We start from the raw sequence: 17,186 nt of genomic DNA, 5'->3' as shown, positions 1-17,186 counted from the left end.
CACCCCGGCGATGAGGCCGTTTTGCGGAGGCAGAGCCAGGTACATCGTGGTCATGATCGCCAGAATGCCCAGCGAGAGGGCGGCGAGGGAGATGAGTTTGGCGCGGCGAGGCACCGAGATGTCGGGGTCTTTTTCCAACAGGGCCACGACGACCGACACGACGCCGTAGAATATCCAGACGGGTTCCGGCAAGACCGTGTCCAGCCAACCCAGGACCCCGACGAACATCTCCAGGTATTCCCCGCCGTTTTTCAGAAGGGTGCGGGCCAGGATCTCGAGGAAACCAATCGGGTGCCCGAGGATGAAGTGGAGCCGCCCGTGCCATTCCACAAAATCCTGGCTCGGGGGCCTAGCGTGGAAGAAAAAGTAATTTCCGAGCAGCAGGATCGCGAACAGCAAGGCCATGGTCAGGAAAAAGTAGCCAAAATATTTTTTCCGGGAGCCCACCTTGGCGATGGGCACGGCGAGAAAGAGCAGCCCGAGGACGGCGTAGACCGATTTAGGAAGCGAGGCCAGGAGCAGGAGGAGGAACAGTCCCAAGAGATCTCGGTTTCGCAGCCGTTGCCTCGCCCCGAACGCGGCGTCGAAATAGGACGCGATCAGCAGGAAGGAGGCCCCGTTGATCAGCGGGTCCTTCGAAAGCGAGGCGGCCTCGAAGAGAGACATCGGGCTTAGGGCCAGCAGGCAGAAGAGCCATTTGAAAATCGGGGTTCGCCGGACGGCGAGGCCGGCCAAAGTCAGCCAGGCCATGAGGTTGAAGAGCCGTCCCAGGTACATGAGCGAGAGCGGGGAGAGCTCGAAAAAAATCCCGATCCGAATGCCGAGCGCCTGCGGGAGATAGGCCAAGGGCGGGTAGGCGATGGAAGGAATCTTTTGGGTGTTTTGCGGTTCCAAGGGAAGGCCCAACAGCGAGAAGATTTCCACGAAACTTGTCTTTTGTTCGGGGTGAAAAGGCAGATGGTTGAACTTGGCGGCCGTCGCCACCGCGCTGGAGGGAATCGTCGGGTCGACCAACTCGCCCTGCGCGGTTTGGTAGGCGCGGAAGAAATGCACGCCCTCGTCGGCGACCTGGAAGGGCGGCGTCAGGAACAAAAAAATCAGGCCGAAAAAGAGGCCGAAGGCCAGGAGAATTTTTTCGGGACGGAGCAGGTTTTTCATTCGGCGATCCGACAATTATTTAAAGGAAATCGGAACGTCGGAATTTGTCGGACGGGAAATCGGATTCCGAGAACCGTTCGGAATTTTACGATACGGCTCGCGATCGGAACTTACCCGGCCGTCTTGGGGCGGCGGCTCTTGATAAAAAGAATGACGCTGCCGATCAAAAGAACCGCGCCGCCTCCGAGACCGATCATGCCCGATTGTTTGGCCTCGGCCAGCGGGGGCAGCCAAAAAATGTCCATCTCGTCCTTGAGGCTTTCGAGTTTGGCCATGTCCTGGGTGTTCTGCATCTTCTGCAAGGTTTCTTCCGCCTTTTTTTGATAACCGGCGGCCGCGGAAAACCGATCGAAGGCGTAGACAAAGGCAACGCCGCTGGCCGCGAATAATAAGATCGCGAGAATCAAAAGTCCTTTTTTCATCGATGGCCTCCTTGTCTAGGGATGCGCATTTTGGCCATGGTAGTGGTTGAAGGGGTAAATGAATAGGGAATTTTCACAGCCCATTTTCATGGCGCGGCGGGGCCTAAATGAAAAACCCAACCTTAGAATGGTTGGGCTTTCGATGCGCACCCAGCATGATTCGAACATGCGACCTTCGGTTTCGTAGACCGACGCTCTATCCAGCTGAGCTATGGGTGCAAAAAAATTTTCCTGCGGAGAGGGAGGGATTCGAACCCTCGATAGAGCTTTAAAGGCCCTATGACGGTTTAGCAAACCGTTGCCTTCAGCCACTCGGCCACCTCTCCCGATCAATTCGGATCGCTCGGATCAATTGCCGATTCCGATCCCCGCGAATTTCAGGTAATCCTACCGAAAACGGACCGCTAGCCCTAGCAAATCGTCCGGTCTAGGCACAATAAAAATTTGCGAGGATGAAAGATCGCGATGCGAAGGATAATATCATTATTTTTCATATACTTAAGCATGTATTTCGCGGTGGCCTGCGGCCGGATCGAGCCGCTCAAGGTCGGCGACGCGGTCTGGGCCCAGTGGACGCCGCAGCTTTGGTACCGCGGCCGCATCGAGGCCCCCTGCGAGCGCGGCTTCAAGATCCGCTTCGACGCCCAGGACGAAAAGTGCAGCCCGCCCACCGAGCTGGCCAAGGACATCACGCCCACCCGCGCCACCCTCGATCCAGGCATGGCCGTCTTGGCCCCCGGAGGTCCCGACACCTATCGTCGCGCGAAGGTGATCGCCGAATCCGGGTGGAAGTACGAGGTGGAATTCGAGGACAGCTCGCGCGGAAGCTTTACCCTCAAGGAATTGCGGTTGCCCTTCGCCGACCAACCCTAGCGGGGCGGCCGAGAATTTCATGGTCAAGCCGGACGAGCCTTTTTACAATCAGGCCTCGTTTCACTCGCTTTGGAAGGGACGCGCATGCATACCGCGGTCGGAATCGCCGGGGCCTTGCTGATCTGGGTCATTCTCTGGGACGCCTTCGCGACCATCGTCATGCCGCGCACGGTCTCCTTCTTTCGGCCCTCCACTTATTTTTATCACGGCTCTTGGCGGCTTTGGACCGGGCTCGCCGCCCTGGTGCGCGACATCTACCGGCGACAGAACTTCTACGCGATCTTCGGGCCGCTCTCCGTGCCCCTGCTGCTGGCCTTCTGGGCCCTGGGGCTCATCTTCGGCTTCGCGATGATGCATTGGGGCTTCGACACCAAGATCTTCACCGAAGAAACCGGGCGCTGGGGTTTCGGGACGATGGTCTATCTGAGCGGCACTACTTTTTTCACCTTGGGGCTCGGCGACTTCACCGCGGTGAATTCCCTCGGGCGCCTCTTCATCGTCCTGGAGGCGGCGACGGGCTTCATCTCCCTGGCCATCATCGTCGGCTACGTCCCGCTCCTTGATCAGGTCTTCTCGCAACGCGAGGCGAGGATCACCTTGTTCGGTCTGCGCACCGGGACGCCGCAATGCGCGGTACGCCTTCTGGAGGGCTACGGCAAGGCGGAAGATCGCGGAAAGCTCGAGGCCATCCTCCACGACTCCGAGCAGTGGATCGCGGAGTTTTTGCAAAACCACATCTCGCACCCGGTGCTCGCCTACTATCGCTCGCAGCACTTCGGGCAATCCTGGTTGACCTCGCTGACGGCCTTTCTCGACACCTGCGCCCTGTTACAGTTGCCCGCCGATCACCCGCTGCGCTCGCAGGTGAAGACCAGCTTCCGCATGGCCCTCTACGCCCTGGTCGAGATGGCGCGGGTCCTCAAGGTGCGGCCCGACCGCAAGGGCCCGCAGCGCATGGGGACGGAGGATTTCGAAAGGATCCGCGGGGCGATCGAGAAGGTCGGGCTTTTTTTTCCCGCGGGCCCGGAGGCGGAAAAGAGCCTGACCGAACTGCGGCACCTCTACGAGCCCTTCGCCTTGGCGGTCTCCAAACGCCTGAAGATCCCCTTGCCGGTCTGGGTGCCCTCGGCGGGGCCGGAAGGGCCCTGAGGTTTTCCAAAAAAGGCTTGGTGCCCGAGCCGGGGGACCTTACTATTTACCAAACCATCCTTTGGAAGGGGGAATCATGCTCCGAGTCCTGACACTGCTTCTGGCGGCCTTCACCGTCGCCATGACGGCCGGATCCTGCGGGTCCGGCAACGACGCCTGCGACGGCTTTTCCTGCGAGACGGGTTTCTCCTGCCTCATCGAGGACGGAAATCCCACCTGCGTGCCCGACGGCAATGGCGGCGGTGGTGACGGCACCGGCCAGGCCGGCGACGCCTGCGATACCGACAGCGATTGCCAGTCGCCGCTGACGTGCCAGGCAAACCTGGACGGGATCGACGTTTGCACGCAATAGATTAGAGCTGCGGAATGGGTAGGATTGCGAAACCTGCGTTTCGCGATCCCCAGGGTGATGAGCGGGCGCCCAAGGGGCATCCGCCCCCTCATGGTTGCGCTGCGGAAGGGGTGGGATTCGAACCCACGGTGCGGTTGCCCGCACGCCGGTTTTCAAGACCGGTTCCTTAAACCGCTCGGACACCCTTCCAATACTACTTCGAAATCTTGTCGCCGCCGTAATAGGGGCGCAGGGCCTCGGGGATGACGACGCTCCCGTCCGCCTGCTGGCCGTTTTCGAGGATGGCGACGAGGGTGCGGCCCACCGCCAGGCCGCTGCCGTTGAGGGTATGCACGAGGTGATTCTTGCCCTTCTCGTCCTTGTAGCGGATCTTCGCGCGGCGCGCCTGGAAGTCCTCGAAGTTCGAGCAGCTTGAGATCTCGCGGTAGGCCTCCTGGCCCGGCAGCCAGACCTCCAAGTCATAGGTCTTGGCGGCGGAGAAACCCATGTCACCGGTGCAGAGCGCCACCACTCGGTAGTGCAGTCCCAGCTTCTGCAGGATCGACTCGGCGTCGCGGGTGAGCTTCTCGAGCTCGTCGTAGGAGCTTTCCGGCCGCGCGAACTTCACCAACTCGACCTTGTTGAACTGATGTTGGCGGATCAGGCCGCGCACGTCCTTCCCGTAGCTCCCCGCCTCGCTGCGGAAGCAGGGCGTATAGGCGGTGAGCGAGATCGGCAGCTGCTCGCCCTTGAGGACCTCGTCGCGGTAGATGTTGGTGACGGGCACCTCGGCGGTGGGCACCAGGTAATGCCCCTCGGTGGTTTTGAAGAGGTCGGCCTCGAACTTGGGCAGCTGGCCGGTGCCGCGCAGGCTCTCGGCGTTGACGAGGAAGGGCGGCAGCACTTCTTCGTAGCCGTTTTCCCGGGTGTGGGTCTCGAGCATGAAATTGATCAACGCGCGCTCGAGGCGCGCGGCCTGGCTGCGGTACAGCGTGAAGCGGGCGCCGGCGATCTTCGCGCCGCGCTCGAAGTCGAGGATGCCTAGGGTTTCGCCCAGCTCCCAATGCGGCTTGGGCGCGAAGGGGAATTTCGGCTTTTCGCCCCAGCTGCGGACGACTTGGTTGTCCTGTTCGCCGGTTCCGACCGGGACCGAGGCGTGCGGCAGGTTGGGGATCTGCATCAGCAGCTCGTCCAATTCCTTCTCGAGGGCCTCGCTCTCCGGGGCGATGGCCTTCAGGCGCTCGGCGACGCCCTTCATCTCGGCCAAGGTGGCGGAGGCGTCCTGGCCCGCCTTTTTCAGCTTTTGAATCTCTTCGGAGGCGGCGTTCTGCCGGGCGCGGAGCTGGTCGTGCTCGACCTGGAGGGCGTTTTTGCGTTGCAGGAGTTGGGCGACCTGGTCGAGGCCTTCGACGGCCTTGCCGCGCTGGGCGAGGGACTGGCGGACCTTTTCTAAGTTTTGTTGGACGAATTTTGGGTCGAGCATAGGACTTCCTTGGCTTGCCGGATTACAATAAAAAAGGCGGCCGCGTTTGGCCACCTTTTTTAAGCCCGAGGCGGAACTCGGTTAGGACTGGCTTTTCTTGGCTAGGGCGCGGTCCACGATCTCCTTGAACTTCTCAAAGGGCTGGGCGCCGGTGAGGGGCACCCCGTTGATGAAGAAGGAGGGCGTCCCGCTGACCCCGGCCTTGGCGCCGTCGGCGAAGTCCTTGTCGACCTCGGCGGCGTACTTGCCCTCGTCAAGGCAGGCGTCGAATTTCTTGGCGTCGAGCTTGAGCTCGCCGGCGTATTTTTTCAGGCTGGCTGTGTCCAGGGCGCCTTGGTTGGCCCAGAGCAGGTCGCTGTATTCCCAATACTTGCCTTGATCCCCGGCGCACTGCGCGGCCTCCGCGGCCTTCTTGGCCAGTGGGTGGAAGTCGAGCGGGTAGTCGCGCAGCACGTAGTGGATCTTGTCGCCGTACTCGGCCAGCAGCTGTTTGATGGCGGGACGCGCCTTGGCGCAAAAGGGGCATTGGTAGTCGGTGAATTCGACGATGACGACGGGGGCCTTCTTGTTGCCCATGGCGGGATCGTCGTCGACGCTCACCTCGACCTTGGGCGCCTCCAGCAGGACGACGACCTTGGTCTCGCTCTTCAGACGGTCGATCAGGTTGTTGCGATAGATGGAGGCCTTGCGGGCGAACAGCTGCTGCTTGATCGGGCCCTTCACTTCCTCGAGGGTTCGACCGCCGAGGCGGCCCTTGTTCTGGTTGTAGAAGTCCTCGACCTCGCGGTCCGGGATCTCGCCGACCTTCTCGAGGACCTCGACCTTGATCAGCTCTTCGGAGGAGACGCCGCGCTTCTTGGCCTCCTTGGCGACCAATTTCTGCTCGATCATCGCGTCCAGGCCTTGCTGTTTGATCTCGAAGATCTCCGCCTGCACGCGGGAGAGCTGACCGGCAACGGCCTGGCTTAAGTCCGCCTCGGTGATCTGCTCGCCGTCAATCTCGGCGACCACCGTCTTGGGGTCCGCCGCCGCGACGGGCGCGCCGGGGGCGGCGGGGGCCGGGCCGCTTTGTCCTTGGCAGCAGCCGGCGAGAAAGAGGGCGGTGAGCAAGACGGAGAGTTTCTTCATAAGATTCCTCGCTTTAGGGTAGGGCGCAGTCTAGCCCGGGCCGCGGGGCATGGCAATTCCTATTCGGAAGAGGGCTTGGAGGAAATCGTGATCTTGCCTAATTCCGCAGCGGCTTGTTGTTCATCAGCATAAACTGCATCCGGTCGATTCGCCGGCTCGAAGTGAATTCGAGCCGGCTAAAGCTAAGGCGCTCGACCTAGTGCAGAACTTGGGATCCGGACTAATTTCGCAGCGGTTTATTATTCATCAACATAAACTGCATCCGCGCCTGGCTCTTCTCGGTGCCGGCGAGCTTGAGGAAGACCTCGCGCTCGAGGTCGAGGATGTATTGCTCCGAGACCAGGCGCTGCGTCGGGATGTCGCCGCCGCAGAGGACGTGAGCGAGCTGCTCCGCGATGAAGGCGTCGTGCTCGCTGATCTGGCCCAAGGAACGGAAGCCGCGGATCGCCGAGACCATCGCCATCTTGCCGCCGACGCCGGGGACGAGGATGTCCTCGCGGGGCGTCGGTTGCTTGTAGTCCTTGGCCAGGGCCAGGACGTCCTGCTTGGCATCGTGGATCAGGGTGTCGCGGTTGAAGGAGATCTTGTCGCTCGGCTTGAAGTAGTCGAACTCGATGCCCTCCTTTGCGCTGGTCGCCACCTTGGCGAAGCCGATCTTCTCGAAGGCGCGCTGCACCTTGGGGAAGGGGCCGCCGTCGCCCTGCGAGGCCCAGACCTTCTGGCCCTTGGCGCGGAGCGCCGCCTCGCAGTTGAGCAGCATGTTCTTGCAGCCGCCGCCGCCCGGGATCAGGCCCACGCCGACCTCGACCAAACCGACGTAGGTCTCGGCCGCGGCGCGCACCGCGTCGGCGCCCATCGCGATCTCGCAGCCGCCGCCCAGGGTGAGGCCGAAGGGCGCCGCCACGACGGGCTTGGGCGAGTACTTCAGGCGCATGCAGAAATTTTGGAACTGGCGGACCATCTCTTCGATGTTCTTCCAGTTGCCCTGCTGCGACTCGAGCCAGAGCAGCATGAGGTTGGCGCCGACCGAGAAATTTTCGCCCTCGTTGGCGATGACCAGGCCGTTCAGTTTCTCGGCCTCGATCTTGTCGAGGGCCTCGAAGCCCAACAGCGCGATGTCGGCGTCGATGGCGTTCATCTTGGAGTGGAACTCGAGGCAGAGCACGCCGTCGCCCAAGTCGATCAGGCTGGCCGAGCCGTTGCTTTTGATCACCTTGTTCTGCTCTTTGAGGTTCTTCAGCAGCAGGACGTTGGGGTTCATCGGCACGGGGACGTAGCCGCTCGTCTTGATGTCGAAGTAGTAGGCCTTGCCGTCCTTGCGCTTGTAGAAGGTGCCTTCGCCCTTCTCGAGCACCTGCGTGAAGAGGGCCGGAACGGGCAGGCCGTCTTTCTTGATGCGCTCGACGGTCTCTTTGACGCCGATCGCGTCCAGGACCTCGAAGGGTCCCAGGTCCCAATTGAAGCCCCAGCGCATGGCGCGGTCGACGTTGACCACGTCGTCGGCGATCTCGGGGATGCGGTTGGCGGTGTAGATCAGGGTGTCGCGGGTGACCTTCCAGGCGAAGTCCGCGGCGCGGTCGTCGCCGGCAAGCACCGCCTTGACGCGCGCTCCGACCTCCTCGATGCCCTTGGCGGCCTTCAGCGAGGCGAACTTCACCTCGCCCTGAGGACCGTACTCGCCGGTCTTGAGGTTGATCGAGAGGATCTCCTTTTTACCCTCGCCCTTGACCTTCTTGTAGAAGCCCTGGCCGGCCTTGTCGCCGGTCCAGCCGTTGGCGATCATCTTGTTGACGATGTCGGGCATCACGAAGATCGCGCGCTGCTCGTCCTTGGGGCAGTTGTCATAGGTGTTTTTCACGACGTGGGCCAGGGTGTCGATGCCCGCGATGTCGGCGGTGCGGAACATCGCCGACTTCGGCTTGCCCATCGCGGGACCGAGGATCTTGTCGACCTCCTCGACCTTGTAATCCTCGTCGATGACGCGCTTGAGCGCGGCCATGAAGGCGAAGGTCCCGATGCGGTTGGCGATGAAGTTGGGGGTGTCCTTGGCGTAGACGACGCCCTTGCCCAATCGGTCCTCGAGGAAGTTGGCCATGTCCTTGACCACCGCGGGGTCGGTGGCCGGGGAGGAGACGATCTCGACCAGCTTGAGGTAGCGCACCGGGTTGAAGAAGTGGGTGACGATGAAATTTTTCTTGAAGGCCTCGCTGCGGCCCTCGCTCATCGAGTGCAGGGGCAGGCCCGAGGTGTTGGAGCTGACGATCGTGTGCGGCTGCATCACCTTCTCGATCTTGGCGAAGACCTGCTGCTTGATGTCGAGGCGCTCGACGACGACCTCGACGATCCAGTCACAGTCCTTCAGCTTGTCCCAATCGTCCTCGAAGTTGCCCGGCGCGATCAGCTTGAGGTCGCGCTGGGAGTAGATGACCGAGGGCTTGGACTTCTTGATGGCCTCGATGCCGCTTAAGGCAAACTTGTTGCGGAAGGCGGGGCTCTTCTCGGTCAGGCCCGCTTTTTGGTCCGCCTCGGTGAACTTGGGCGGGACGATGTCGAGGAGCAGGACGGGGACGCCCGCGCCGGCCAAGTGAGCCGCGATGCCGTGGCCCATGACGCCCGCGCCTAATACGCCAACTTTTTTGATCTGTCTCATGGTCGTAACCTCTCCGTGGGGCGAACCTGAGTCCGCCTGTTGCGCATAGAGGATGGACGCCGGGTCCATCCCGACGAATTTGTTATAAGCGTTCGATGATGCAGGCCGCGCCCTGTCCGCCGCCGATGCACATGGTCTCGAGGCCCCACTTCTTGTCGTAGGTGAACAGGTCGTTGATCAGCGTGGCCATGATGCGGGCGCCGGAGCAGCCGAGGGGGTGGCCCAGGGCGATCGCGCCGCCGTGGGGATTGAGCTTCTTGAGGTCGATGCCCAGCTCGCGGGCGCTGGCCAGCGACTGCGAGGCGAAGGCCTCGTTCATCTCGACGATGTCGATGTCGTTGATCGTCTTGCCGGCGCGCTTCAGGACCTTGCGCACCGCGGGGATGGGGCCGATGCCCATGATCTCGGGGTCGCAGCCGGCCACCGCCATCGCGTGGATACGGGCCAGGGGCTTCAGCCCCAGGACCTTGGCCTTCTCGGCGCTCATCACGATCACCGCGGCGGCGCCGTCGGTGAGGGGGGAGGAGTTGCCGGCGGTGACCGAGCCGTTCTCGCGGAACACCGGCTTTAAGGTGGCCAGCTTCTCGACCGTGGTGTCGCCGCGGGGGCCCTCGTCGATGTCGATCTTCTTGACGCTGCCGTCGGCCTGGGGGACCTCGATCGCGACGATCTCGTTTTTGAACTTCCCGTCCTTGATCGCCTTCACGGCCTTCTGGTGGCTCTCGTAGGCGAATTGGTCCATGTCGGCGCGCGAGACCTTGTACTTCTCGGCGACGTTTTCGGCGGTGAGGCCCATGCTGATGTAGGCGTCGGGCATGCCGGCCTTCATCAGCTTGGGGTTGAGCGATGGATTGAAGCCGCCCATCGGAACGTGCGACATGGTCTCGATGCCGCCGGCGACGAAGACCTCGCCGTCGCCGACCATGATGGCCCGGGCCGCGTCCATGATGGACTGGAGGCCGGAGGCGCAGAAGCGGTTGGTGGTGACGGCGGCCGCGGTGTTGGGGATGCCCGCCAGGAAGCTGATGTTGCGGGCGACGTTCATGCCCTGCTCGCCTTCCGGCATCGCGCAGCCGATGATGACGTCTTCGATCTCGGCCGGATCCAGGCCCTTCGCGCGGGCGACGGCCTCTTTGACCACGGCGGCGCCCAGGTCGTCGATGCGGAGATTGACGAATTGGCCTTTGAGCGCCCGGCCCATCGGGCTGCGGACGGCGCTGACAATGACGGCATCACGGGTGGCAGGCATAAATCCTCCTAAAAAATGAATGGCTATTCATTCCACTCCTAGCCCCGCTCGGGCGTTGGTGTCAAGGCACAAATCCGGCCGTTTTCTACCCTTGTCAGGCGGGCGGCGGCGGGTTTAAGGGTGGAATTCCGCGGGCCCGGCGCCCGCGCCACAACCCAGCAGCGACGGAAGGCACCATGGAAAAAAAGCTCAACAAATACAGTTCCCGACTCACCCAGGCCCGCGACCAGCCCGCCTCGCAGGCCATGCTCTACGGCACCGGCCTCACAGAGGCCGACATGGCCAAGCCCTTCGTCGGGATTGCCACCACCTGGTACGAGGGCAACACCTGCAACATGCACTTGAACGACCTGGGCAAGGTCATCAAGCAGAGCTGCGTCGAGGCGGGGATGGTGGGGATGATGTTCAACACCATCGGGGTCAGCGACGGCATCTCGATGGGGACGGAGGGGATGAATTACTCGCTGCAGTCGCGCGAGATCATCGCCGACTCGATCGAGACCACGATGGCGGCGCACTGGTACGACGCCAACGTCTCGGTGATGGGCTGCGACAAGAACATGCCCGGCTCGGTGATCGCGATGGGGCGGCTCAACCGGCCCAGCATCATGGTCTACGGCGGGACGATCAAGCCCGGGCATTACAAAGACCAAACCCTCGACATCGTCTCGGCCTTCGAGGGCCTGGGGGCCTGGGTGGCCGGGAAGATCACCGAATCGGACTTGAAGGGCATCCTGCAAAACGCCTGCCCCGGCGCGGGGGCCTGCGGCGGCATGTACACCGCCAACACCATGGCCTCGGCCATCGAGACCCTCGGGATGAGCCTGCCCTACAGCTCCTCGCAGCCGGCGGTCGACGCGGCGAAGGTCGAGGAGTGCCGCCAAGTCGGATCCGCCATTCGTAAACTCCTCGAGCTGGACTTGAAGCCCCGCGACATCATGACGCGCGCGGCCTTCGACAACGCGATCACGGTGGTGATGGCGCTGGGCGGCTCGACCAACGCCGTGCTGCACCTGATCGCGATGGCCAAGGGGGTCGGCGTCCCGCTGAGCATCGACGACTTCCAAAAGATCAGCGACAAGGTGCCCTTCATCGCGGATTTAAAACCCAGCGGCAAGTACGTGATGGAGGATCTCTGCCGTGTGGGCGGCGTGCCGGCCGTGCAGAAGCTGTTGCTGAAAGAAGGCTTCCTCGACGGCGGCGTCATGACCTGCACCGGCAAGACCCTGGCCGAAAACCTCGAGGCCCTGCCGGGTCTCGTCGAAGGCCAAAAGGTGATCGTTCCCTTGTCCCAACCCATCAAGAAGACCGGCCACATCCAAATCCTCTACGGCAACCTGGCCCCGCAGGGCTCGGTCGCCAAGATCACCGGCAAGGAAGGTCTGACCTTCACCGGCAAGGCGCGGGTCTTCGACTGCGAGGAGGATGCCAACGCCGCCCTCGAGGGCAAGAAAATCAAGAAAGGCGACGTGATCGTGATCCGCTACGAGGGCCCGAAGGGCGGTCCGGGCATGCCGGAGATGCTCAAGGTGACCGCGCTGGTGATGGGCGAGGGTCTCGGCAAGGACGTCGCCCTGATCACCGACGGGCGCTTCTCGGGCGGGACGCATGGCTTCGTCGTGGGCCATATCACTCCCGAGGCCCAGGAGGGCGGCTTGCTCGCGGTGGTGGAAGAGGGCGACGAGATCACCATCGACGCGGAGCAGCGGGTCTTGAACCTCAAGGTCCCCGAGGATGTGATCGCGAAGCGTTTGCAGGCCTGGCGCGCCCCGGACTACAAGGCCAAGCGCGGGACCCTTTACAAATTCATCAAGTCCGTCAAAACGGCCTCCGAAGGCTGCGTCACGGATGAATAGGGGTTGAATTTTGGCGGGAGCATCCGTTTTTTCCAGATTTCGCGACCCGGTCAGCGGCCTGACGCATCTCTTCGCCGCCGTTGCGGCCAAGGTTGGACTGGTCGTGCTGATTGTTCTCAGTTGGGGGAGACTGAACCAGCTCATCTCCACCGCGGTTTACGGCGTGAGCCTGGTTCTGCTTTTTGCGGCGAGCGCGACCTATCATCTCGTCAAGGCGAAGCCGGAAGTTATCGCCCGGCTTCGCAAGCTCGATCACGCCGCCATTTTCCTCCTGATCGCAGGGACCTATACTCCCTTCTGCATGGCCTTTAACGGTTTTTGGAGATGGGGGCTATTGTCGATCATCTGGTCTTTGGCGCTGCTGGGCATCGTCCTCAAGATGTTCGCGATGAATGCCCCGCGTTGGATTTCGGCCGGCGTGTATCTGGTGATGGGGTGGCTCTGCATTGCCGCCGTCGGAGAGATGTTGCGAGTCTTGCCTCCGGGCGCGATCGCCTGGCTGGTCGCGGGCGGCGTGCTTTATTCCGTCGGCGCGGTGATTTACGTCACCAAGGCCTTTAATTTCCTTCCCAATGTCTTCGGCTTCCATGAGGTGTGGCATCTCTTTGTGATGCTGGCGGCGGCCTCCCATTACGTTGCCATCGCCTTTTACGTGGTTCCGCTCGCCTAGCGATTTCTCGAAAAGGAAAAGGCCGATCCGGGGATCGGATCGGCCTTTGTGAAGGGCAGGGCCCTAAGCCGGGTTCTGGTCTATGCGGTCATTTCTCTAGCCCCGAGCTCGCGCTCGGGATCGGAGCAGCCTACCCGCCCCAGGCCTTGCGAATCCGCCGGGCCGACGGACGGCCCTTGCGAGCCCCTGGGGCCTATTTGGCCTTGCACCCCGTAGAGTTTGCCGGATTTCACTACTGCGTGGAATTCCGAAGAACCCCACCGTACTTGCTTTCTGTTGCACTGTTCCTAATCGCCGCTTGCGCGACGACCGACGGCTGTTAGCCGCTACGGCGCCCTATGGTGCCCGGACTTTCCTCTCCCCCGCCGAAGCGGGACAGCGACCGCGCGCCCTGCCGAAACTCATTAAATAATCCTTTTCAACGGCAAGTCAATGGATCCTAGGGTTCCGGGTGGGCGGTGGGGCCTCAGGCGCCTCCGGATTTTTTTGAAAAGTGGGAATCGATGGCCAGGTTGGCCAGCTTGTCGGCCTCTTGGTTCTTTTCCCTAGGGATGTGCTCGATGCGAAAATCGCGGAAGCCCTCGAGCAAGGTCTTCGCTTGGGCGTGCAGCTTCTGCAAGGTGGGCTCCTTGACGCGGTATTCGCCCAGGATCTGCTTCACCGCCAATTGCGAATCCATGCGGATCCATACCTCCTCGGCACCGCGCCGTTGGGCCTCTTTAAGGCCGAAGATCAGCGCGGAGTACTCCGCGACGTTGTTGGTGGTTTCGCCGAGGTATTTGTAGACGCGGGCGACGGGGTTGCCGTCTTCGTCCTCGAGGTAGGCGCCGGAGCCGGCTGGCCCCGGGTTGCCGCGCGCCCCGCCGTCGGCGTAGACGATCAGGCGCTTCAATTCCCCAATCCCTTGAGCAGCAGCTGCGCCTCGCGCGGCGAGAGCTTGGCGAGGATCTCGCGGTAGGGGGCCGCCAATTCCTTCCACTCGCGGAAATCCGGGACCTCGGCCTGGGCCTTCGACTGGGTCTTGAGCTCTTGGGCGAGGGCCTCGATCGCGGCGCTGAGCGACTGGCGGGAGACGGTGCCCAGGCTTTTCAGCGAGGCGAAGGATTCGTGCTCGTTGAGGTAGAGCAGCAGTTCGGCGAGGGTTTCGGCGGGGATCTGTCCGTACATGGGGTTCCTTTCAGCGCACTGTCCGTAGAGGCCGTTCGCGAACGGCCCCTACAGGTCGATGTAAAGCAGGCGATGGCAATTCGGGCAGGAGTGGATCTCCTGCGTCTTGCGGATCTCGATGTTGAGCTGCGGCGGCACGCTCATGAAGCACTCTTGGCAGGTGCCGTCGACCAGCTTGGCCGCGGGCGGCTGGCGCTTGCCCTGGATCCGCAGGTATTTGTGCCTAATATCTTCGGGTAGGGAGGAAAGTTGCTCGTTGAGTTGGGCCTCCAGCGCTTGCAGTTTGGCCTTGCGCTCGTCGACCTGTCCCTGGATCGCCCCGCGCTCTTGTTCGAGGACGGCGCGGAGCTCTTGGAGCTTCTGCTCCATCGGGGCCAGCTCGGTCTTCAAGGCCTCGGCTTCGCCCAAGAGCTTGGCGATGGAAGTTTCGCGCTCTTTGACGGCGGTCTTGCCGCTGGCGATCTCCTTGAGCACCGCCTGGTATTCCTTGTTGGTCTTGATGGAGTGGAGACGCTCTTCCTTTTGCTTCAAGTGGCCGGATTCTTCGTCGATCTCGGACTTGAGCTTCTTCGCTTCGCCCTCGGCCTTGTCGGAGACGGCCTTCTTTTGGCCGTATTGACCTTCGAGCTCGGCCAGCTCGGCCTCGAGCTGCCTCACCTTGGCGGGAATCTCCTCGAGGTCGTCCTTGAGGTTTTGGATCTCTTGCGAGAGGTTCACCGTCTGGGCCAGGCGAGACATGTGGTCTTTCATGGGGGTCCTTCGTTCAAAGTGCCAATAATTATGGGCCGAGAAGGAGTCGAACCTTCGACCGCCCGGTTATGAGCCGGGAGGTTTATTCGCCAGCCCGAAGCAAGTTCGGGCTGGCTAAAGCCCAGGGCGAGTTGCCTCCTCGCCCTTCAACCCACACCGGTTAAGGTGTGATTAATTAAATTTATGGGCCGAGAAGGAGTCGAACCTTCGACCGCCCGGTTATGAGCCGGGAGCTCTAACCAACTGAGCTATCGGCCCCTAACATAATTTACCAGTCGACGAAACTGCGGAGTTTTTTGGCGCGCGAGGGGTGGCGCAGCTTGCGCAGGGCCTTGGCCTCGATCTGCCGGATGCGCTCGCGGGTGACCGAGAAGTCGCGGCCGACCTCTTCGAGGGTGTGGTCGGACTTCTCGCCGATGCCGAAACGCATCCGCAGGACCTTCTCTTCGCGCGGGGTGAGCGTCGACAGCACCCGCGTCGTCGTCTCGGAGAGGTTCATGTTGACCACCGCCTCCGAGGGGTTGATCACGCTCTTGTCCTCGATGAAGTCGCCCAGATGGCTGTCCTCTTCCTCGCCGATCGGGGTCTCCAGCGAGATGGGCTCCTTCGCGATCTTGAGGACCTTGCGGACCTTCTCGAGCGGCAGCTCCATCTTCTCGGCGATCTCCTCGGGCGTGGGCTCGCGGCCCAGCTCTTGCACCAGGTAGCGCGAGGTGCGGACCAGCTTGTTGATCGTTTCGATCATGTGCACCGGGATCCGGATGGTGCGCGCCTGGTCGGCGATCGCGCGGGTGATGGCCTGCCGGATCCACCAGGTCGCGTAGGTCGAAAACTTATAGCCGCGGCGGTACTCGAACTTGTCGACGGCCTTCATCAGGCCGATGTTGCCCTCCTGGATCAGGTCGAGGAACTGCAGGCCGCGGTTGGTGTACTTCTTGGCGATGCTGACGACCAACCGGAGGTTGGCCTCGATCAGCTCGCTCTTCGCGCGGTCGGCCATGAACTGGTTGCGCTTGATGTCGTGGAAGATCTCGTGGAGCGTCTTGCTGGTGTAACCGTACTCCTCTTCCAGCGCCTTGATCTTGCGGCCGGCGGCCTGGACGGTCTTCGACATGTTCTCGATCTCGTCCTTCGAGACCTCGAGGTCCTTGGCGAGCTTGCGCAGCATGTAGCTGCTCTTCTTGGCCTTGCGGAGCTTGTCGAGGCCCTCGGCGGAATTTTCGGACTCGATCTTGTGGCCGATGGTCGCGACGATCGCCTCCTGGGCGTTGATCTGGTCGATCATCTCTTTGATCTTGTCGATGATCTTGTTGATCGCCTTGCGGTTGAAGCGGATCTCCTTCACGTTGGCCAAAAGCTTCTGCTTCGACTCTTCCAGGGCCTTGAGCGCGTTCTCGCGGGCCTTCTTGGAGAGGCTGGCCTGCTTGGTCTTCTTGGCGGTGCGCTCGTACTCCTTGGCCAGGGTCTTGAACTTGACGAAGTGCTTCACCACCTGGCCGCGGAAGGCCTCCTCGTCGAAATTTTCGTCCTGGGTCAGGTCGTCGACGTCCTTGACCACGTCGGAGAGGCGGACCTTCGCCTTCTTGACGTTCTCGCCCAGGTTGAGGATCTCGTTCATGCCGAAGGGGCTGGTGATCAGCGTAACGAGGACGTCGTCCTCGTGCTGCTCGATGCGTTTGGCGATCTCGACCTCGCCCTCGCGGGTGAGCAGGGCGACCGAGCCCATCTTGCGCAGGTACATGCGGACGGGATCGCTGGACTTGCCGAAGGACTCCGCGGCGGCCGCCGCGGCCGCCTCAACTTCGACCTCGACCTCTTCGCTTTCCTCCTCGTCGTCGCCCTCGTCTTCCTCCTCGCCCTCGGCCTTGGGGGCCTCGGCGCGGCGGGCGGCCGGCGCGGCGGCGGGCGCCGCCTTCTTTTTGTTGGCCCCGCCCTTGGCGGCCAGGCCCTTGCCGTCCTCTTCCTTCTCGACGATCTCGATGTCGAGCTCGTCGAAGACGCTCAAGACGTCGTCGATCTGATCGGCGGAGGTGACGTCGTCGGGGAGGGCCTCGTTGATGTCTTCATAGGTGAGAAAGCCCCGCTCTTTGCCCAACTCGATCAGGCCTTGGATTTGGTTAGTTTTTTCTTTCGCCATAGATCCTCGCTTTGTTTTTCAGCACCAGGGACAGGGCCTGTATCTTCTCGTGGACGACGTGCAATTTCTCGGGGTCTTCGCTCCCGCGCAGGGCCTGAAGGTCTTCCTTCAGGTGCCGCTCCTTCAAACGGATGACGGCCTGCTCCAGGCTGAATTGGGCAGT

General features: G+C 62.1%; 15 protein-coding genes, 5 tRNA genes and 1 other RNA gene. 5 read left to right on the top strand and 16 right to left on the bottom strand.

The features are described from left to right. The 4 genes from FBR05_11260 to FBR05_11245 all read right to left on the bottom strand — a co-directional run. Window positions 1-1,158: DUF2142 domain-containing protein (locus FBR05_11260; GenBank protein MDL1872762.1), on the bottom strand; the 1,158-nt coding region annotated here is incomplete at its 3' end. Window positions 1,159-1,268: 110 nt separating this feature from the next. Further along, window positions 1,269-1,580, bottom strand: a complete 312-nt coding sequence (locus FBR05_11255) for a hypothetical protein (GenBank protein ID MDL1872761.1) — start codon at window positions 1,578-1,580, stop codon at window positions 1,269-1,271. Between the two features lie 145 nt (window positions 1,581-1,725). Then, window positions 1,726-1,799, bottom strand: a tRNA-Arg gene (locus FBR05_11250). 15 nt (window positions 1,800-1,814) lie between these two features. Beyond that, window positions 1,815-1,906, bottom strand: a tRNA-Ser gene (locus FBR05_11245). 178 nt (window positions 1,907-2,084) lie between these two features. Between FBR05_11245 and FBR05_11240 the strand changes: the two genes are divergently transcribed. From FBR05_11240 to FBR05_11230, 3 genes are all read left to right on the top strand, one after another. After that, window positions 2,085-2,453, top strand: a complete 369-nt coding sequence (locus FBR05_11240) for a hypothetical protein (protein ID MDL1872760.1) — start codon at window positions 2,085-2,087, stop codon at window positions 2,451-2,453. A gap of 84 nt (window positions 2,454-2,537) precedes the next feature. After that, window positions 2,538-3,602: a two pore domain potassium channel family protein gene (locus FBR05_11235; GenBank protein ID MDL1872759.1), complete on the top strand. Its 1,065-nt coding sequence runs from the start codon at window positions 2,538-2,540 to the stop codon at window positions 3,600-3,602. Between the two features lie 76 nt (window positions 3,603-3,678). Next, window positions 3,679-3,954 (top strand): hypothetical protein, encoded by a 276-nt coding sequence (locus tag FBR05_11230; protein MDL1872758.1) that lies wholly within the window; start codon window positions 3,679-3,681, stop codon window positions 3,952-3,954. 102 nt (window positions 3,955-4,056) lie between these two features. Here FBR05_11230 and FBR05_11225 read toward each other — a convergent pair. The 5 genes from FBR05_11225 to FBR05_11205 all read right to left on the bottom strand — a co-directional run bounded on the left by FBR05_11225 (window position 4,057) and on the right by FBR05_11205 (window position 10,443). Next, window positions 4,057-4,143, bottom strand: a tRNA-Ser gene (locus FBR05_11225). 4 nt (window positions 4,144-4,147) lie between these two features. Further along, complete coding sequence (gene serS / locus FBR05_11220) at window positions 4,148-5,416, bottom strand: serine--tRNA ligase (GenBank protein MDL1872757.1); 1,269 nt, start codon at window positions 5,414-5,416, stop codon at window positions 4,148-4,150. Between the two features lie 81 nt (window positions 5,417-5,497). Continuing rightward, window positions 5,498-6,544 (bottom strand): hypothetical protein, encoded by a 1,047-nt coding sequence (locus FBR05_11215; protein ID MDL1872756.1) that lies wholly within the window; start codon window positions 6,542-6,544, stop codon window positions 5,498-5,500. A 220-nt stretch (window positions 6,545-6,764) separates the two neighbouring features. Then, window positions 6,765-9,263, bottom strand: a complete 2,499-nt coding sequence (locus FBR05_11210) for a hypothetical protein (GenBank protein MDL1872755.1) — start codon at window positions 9,261-9,263, stop codon at window positions 6,765-6,767. Window positions 9,264-9,276: 13 nt separating this feature from the next. Beyond that, the gene (locus tag FBR05_11205) at window positions 9,277-10,443 is read right to left on the bottom strand and encodes a thiolase family protein (protein ID MDL1872754.1); all 1,167 of its coding nucleotides are present in this window, start codon (window positions 10,441-10,443) and stop codon (window positions 9,277-9,279) included. Window positions 10,444-10,619: 176 nt separating this feature from the next. On the opposite strand from FBR05_11205, the gene ilvD reads away from it, so the two are divergent. Both ilvD and FBR05_11195 read left to right on the top strand, forming a co-directional pair. Then, window positions 10,620-12,299 (top strand): dihydroxy-acid dehydratase, encoded by a 1,680-nt coding sequence (gene ilvD, locus FBR05_11200; GenBank protein MDL1872753.1) that lies wholly within the window; start codon window positions 10,620-10,622, stop codon window positions 12,297-12,299. 7 nt (window positions 12,300-12,306) lie between these two features. After that, on the top strand, window positions 12,307-12,969 hold the full coding sequence (locus tag FBR05_11195) for a hemolysin III family protein (GenBank protein MDL1872752.1): 663 nt from the start codon (window positions 12,307-12,309) through the stop codon (window positions 12,967-12,969). 48 nt (window positions 12,970-13,017) lie between these two features. Here the strand turns inward: FBR05_11195 and rnpB are convergent. From rnpB to rpoD, 7 genes are all read right to left on the bottom strand, one after another. After that, window positions 13,018-13,367: RNase P RNA component class A (gene rnpB / locus FBR05_11190), an RNA gene on the bottom strand. 68 nt (window positions 13,368-13,435) lie between these two features. Then, entirely contained in the window at window positions 13,436-13,861 is a 426-nt protein-coding gene (locus FBR05_11185) for a ribonuclease HI family protein (GenBank protein ID MDL1872751.1), read from the bottom strand. Beyond that, complete coding sequence (locus FBR05_11180; GenBank protein MDL1872750.1) at window positions 13,858-14,136, bottom strand: hypothetical protein; 279 nt, start codon at window positions 14,134-14,136, stop codon at window positions 13,858-13,860. The genes FBR05_11185 and FBR05_11180 overlap by 4 nt, the downstream gene beginning before the upstream one ends. Window positions 14,137-14,184: 48 nt before the next feature. Further along, window positions 14,185-14,886, bottom strand: coding sequence for a hypothetical protein (locus FBR05_11175; protein MDL1872749.1), 702 nt, complete (start codon window positions 14,884-14,886; stop codon window positions 14,185-14,187). A gap of 31 nt (window positions 14,887-14,917) precedes the next feature. Beyond that, window positions 14,918-14,982 (bottom strand) — tRNA-Met (locus tag FBR05_11170). An 88-nt stretch (window positions 14,983-15,070) separates the two neighbouring features. Next, window positions 15,071-15,144: transfer RNA gene (locus FBR05_11165), tRNA-Met, on the bottom strand. Between the two features lie 10 nt (window positions 15,145-15,154). After that, the gene (gene rpoD, locus FBR05_11160) at window positions 15,155-17,023 is read right to left on the bottom strand and encodes an RNA polymerase sigma factor RpoD (protein MDL1872748.1); all 1,869 of its coding nucleotides are present in this window, start codon (window positions 17,021-17,023) and stop codon (window positions 15,155-15,157) included. Window positions 17,024-17,186 lie beyond the last annotated feature (163 nt).

It is taken from the genome of Deltaproteobacteria bacterium PRO3, assembly GCA_030263375.1.
In the GTDB taxonomy this organism is placed as follows: domain Bacteria; phylum UBA10199; class UBA10199; order DSSB01; family DSSB01; genus DSSB01.
The sequence above is the reverse complement of the archived record's forward strand: the minus strand, read 5'-3'. Positions and strand labels throughout refer to the sequence as shown.

What these genes read in the sequence shown, in the direction of transcription:
- FBR05_11255 (MDL1872761.1), bottom strand. Translation starts at nt 1,580, where the DNA reads ATGAAAAAAGGACTTTTGATTCTCGCGATCTTATTATTCGCGGCCAGC.
- FBR05_11240 (MDL1872760.1), top strand. Translation starts at nt 2,085, where the DNA reads ATGTATTTCGCGGTGGCCTGCGGCCGGATCGAGCCGCTCAAGGTCGGC.
- FBR05_11235 (MDL1872759.1), top strand. Translation starts at nt 2,538, where the DNA reads ATGCATACCGCGGTCGGAATCGCCGGGGCCTTGCTGATCTGGGTCATT.
- FBR05_11230 (MDL1872758.1), top strand. Translation starts at nt 3,679, where the DNA reads ATGCTCCGAGTCCTGACACTGCTTCTGGCGGCCTTCACCGTCGCCATG.
- serS (MDL1872757.1), bottom strand. Translation starts at nt 5,416, where the DNA reads ATGCTCGACCCAAAATTCGTCCAACAAAACTTAGAAAAGGTCCGCCAG.
- FBR05_11215 (MDL1872756.1), bottom strand. Translation starts at nt 6,544, where the DNA reads ATGAAGAAACTCTCCGTCTTGCTCACCGCCCTCTTTCTCGCCGGCTGC.
- FBR05_11210 (MDL1872755.1), bottom strand. Translation starts at nt 9,263, where the DNA reads ATGGACCCGGCGTCCATCCTCTATGCGCAACAGGCGGACTCAGGTTCG.
- FBR05_11205 (MDL1872754.1), bottom strand. Translation starts at nt 10,443, where the DNA reads ATGCCTGCCACCCGTGATGCCGTCATTGTCAGCGCCGTCCGCAGCCCG.
- ilvD (MDL1872753.1), top strand. Translation starts at nt 10,620, where the DNA reads ATGGAAAAAAAGCTCAACAAATACAGTTCCCGACTCACCCAGGCCCGC.
- FBR05_11180 (MDL1872750.1), bottom strand. Translation starts at nt 14,136, where the DNA reads ATGTACGGACAGATCCCCGCCGAAACCCTCGCCGAACTGCTGCTCTAC.
- FBR05_11175 (MDL1872749.1), bottom strand. Translation starts at nt 14,886, where the DNA reads ATGAAAGACCACATGTCTCGCCTGGCCCAGACGGTGAACCTCTCGCAA.
- rpoD (MDL1872748.1), bottom strand. Translation starts at nt 17,023, where the DNA reads ATGGCGAAAGAAAAAACTAACCAAATCCAAGGCCTGATCGAGTTGGGC.